This is a genomic window from Agromyces humi, assembly GCF_009720255.1.
Lineage (GTDB): Bacteria > Actinomycetota > Actinomycetes > Actinomycetales > Microbacteriaceae > Agromyces > Agromyces humi.
Map to the genome: position 1 here is coordinate 1 of NZ_WJSP02000474.1, position 2487 is coordinate 2487.

General features: G+C 72.2%; 2 protein-coding genes and 2 pseudogenes. 2 read left to right on the plus strand and 2 right to left on the minus strand.

Going from position 1 to position 2487, the window contains the following annotated elements; translation table 11 throughout:
• Nucleotides 1-313: pseudogene (locus GH736_RS21080) on the plus strand (cobalamin/Fe(3+)-siderophore ABC transporter ATP-binding protein); the annotation flags it as partial.
• Nucleotides 314-359: 46 nt separating this feature from the next.
• Entirely contained in the window at nt 360-1379 is a 1020-nt protein-coding gene (locus GH736_RS21085; protein WP_159606803.1) for an iron-siderophore ABC transporter substrate-binding protein, read from the plus strand.
• 77 nt (nt 1380-1456) lie between these two features.
• Here GH736_RS21085 and GH736_RS21090 read toward each other — a convergent pair whose 3' ends face one another.
• Complete coding sequence (locus GH736_RS21090; RefSeq protein ID WP_159606805.1) at nt 1457-1849, minus strand: Fe-S oxidoreductase; 393 nt, start codon at nt 1847-1849, stop codon at nt 1457-1459.
• A pseudogene (locus GH736_RS21095) lies at nt 1846-2487 on the minus strand (NAD(P)/FAD-dependent oxidoreductase); the annotation flags it as partial. The gene GH736_RS21090 and the pseudogene GH736_RS21095, both read right to left, overlap by 4 nt.

Sequence of the window (2487 nt, forward strand, 5' to 3'; positions counted from 1 at the left end):
TGGGGAACTCCCGGCGCGCGATCGGGGCGACCTCAGCTGCGAAGCGCTCGACGAGCTAGACCTGCTCACCGAGTCGAACCGCCTGCACGGCACCACGGTGGTGATGGTGCTGCACGAGCTCAACCTCGCCGCCCGCTACGCCGACCACCTCGTCGTCGTCGACGGGGGGCGCATCGCGGCCGCCGGGAAGCCCGCCGCGGTCATGACCGCCGAGACGGTCGGAACGGCCTTCGGTCTGGAGTGCGTCATCGCCGACGATCCGGTGGCCGGCTCGCCCATGATCGTGCCGATCGGCCGGTTTCACCGGGCTTGAGATTTAGGTTAGGCTAACCTCAATCCACTCCATCGAAAGGGAGTTCATGCACGCCCGACGCACGATCGCCGTCATCGCCGCCGCCGCGGCCGCCCTCGCCCTCGCCGGCTGCTCCTCGGCCGCTCCCGAGGAATCCGGGTCCGGCTCCGCCGCGGCATCCGACGGCTCCTTCCCGATCACCATCGAGCACGCCTTCGGCGAGACGGAGATCCCCGCCGCGCCCGAGCGCGTCGCGACCTGGGGCTGGGGGAGCACCGAGGCCGCGCTCGCGGTGGGCGTCGTGCCCGTCGCGATGGCACAGCAGTCGTATGGCGCGAACGCCGATGGCGTGCTGCCGTGGGTCGCCGACGAGCTCGACGAGCTCGGCGTCGAGACGCCGGTCATCCTCACCGACGACGGCGAGGCGCCGCCCTACGAGGAGCTCATCGAGGCCGCCCCCGACGTCATCCTCGCTCCCTACTCGGGCATCACCGAGGAGCAGTACGACCTGCTCAGCGAGATCGCGCCGACCGTCGCGTACCCCGACCAGCCGTGGACGACGCCGTGGCGCGAGACGGTCAGCATCGTCGGCACTGCCCTCGGCAAGGCCGACGAGGCGCAGGACGTGCTCGACGACCTCGACGCCCAGCTCGCCGCGCAGGCGGAGGCCCACCCCGAGCTCGACGGACAGACGATCGCCGCGGTCTGGGACGTCGGCGGCACCTTCTACGTCTACACGCAGGAGGACTCGCGCGTGGAGTTCCTCTCCGCGTTCGGCATCGAGGACGCGCCGGCCGTCGCCGAGCTCGCCAACGGCGACTCGCCGTTCTTCTACACGCTGAGCTACGAGCAGCTCGACCAGCTCGACTCCGACCTGATCCTCAGCTACCACGACACCCAGGCGGAGGCCGACGCGTTCCTGCAGTCGGCGCCCATCCAGGCCATCCCCGCGGTCGCCCGCGGCCAGGTCGCCCAGGTCGTCGGCACCGAGCTCATCGCGGCCGTCTCGCCGCCGACGGCGCTCTCCCTCACCTACGGGCTCGACCAGCTCGTCGCGTCGCTCTCGGCCGCCGCGCAGGCGGGCTGAGACACGCGGCGCCCGCCGAGACACGGGCATGAACGGCCCGGATGCCGCAGCACGCGGCATCCGGGCCGTTCGGCGTCTCAGCGGCGTGGCCGCCGACGCGGCAGGTACCCGCCGGCCTCGAGTCCGGCCTCGATCTCGAAGCGGTTCTGCAGCGGATCGCGCCCGGCGATGAGGTAGAGCAGCGGGAAGAGCATGCCGTACGTCAGCCACTGCTGCCTGTGCACCGCTTCATGGCCGAGCACGACGTCTCCGGCGTTCCGGTCGGTGAGGTAGCAGCCGCCCACGCAGGAGCCGCCGCGCCCGAACGTCCACTTCGGCATGCCCGTGAACACGAAGAGGCCCTGGCGCCGCTCGATCGGCCCGGTGCTCCAGAGGAACCCCCAGGTGAATCCCACGAGCGTCGCCCACCGGTAGCCGGCGCGGCTGATGGGGGAGTCGGTGAGCCGGATCGTCACCCGGCGCTCGCTCATGCCGCCGCCTCGGGCCGGCCGAGGTCCTCGAGCAGGCGCAGCCACACCTCGCTCATGGTGGGGAACGACGGCACCGCGTGCCACAGCCGTGCGACGGGCACCTCGCCCACCACGGCGATGGTCGCGGCGTGCACGAGCTCCGCGACGTCCTGGCCGACGAACGTGGCCCCGATGACGACGTCGCGGTCGGCGTCGATCACGAGCCTGGCCCGTCCCTCGTAGCCGTCCGCGAGGATGCCGGCGCCGCTCGCCGACTGCATCGGCACGTCGGCGACCCGCACCGCGCGGCCGGACCTCGCGGTCTCGGCCTCGGTCAGCCCGACCGACGCGCACTCGGGCTCGGCGAACACCACCTGCGGCACCGCGGCATGGTCGGCTGTGGCGGCGTGCACGCCCCATGGCGAGGCATCGATCGGTCGCCCCAGCGCGCGGGCGGCGATCACGTCGCCGGCGGCGCGGGCCTGGTACTTGCCCTGGTGCGTGAGCAGAGCGCGGTGGTTGGCGTCGCCGAAGGTGATGATCCCGAGGAGGGTCCAGATCGCCAGGTCGGGATTCGAGAGCCAGTCCTGGGTGAAGGCGCCCAGGCCGACCTTGTCGAGCAGCCCGTTGAGGGCGCCGTCGGACTGGAGCATCAGGCT

Coding starts and splice junctions, on each gene's coding strand:
- GH736_RS21085 (WP_159606803.1), top strand. CDS start 360: ATGCACGCCCGACGCACGATCGCCGTCATCGCCGCCGCCGCGGCCGCC.
- GH736_RS21090 (WP_159606805.1), bottom strand. CDS start 1,849: ATGAGCGAGCGCCGGGTGACGATCCGGCTCACCGACTCCCCCATCAGC.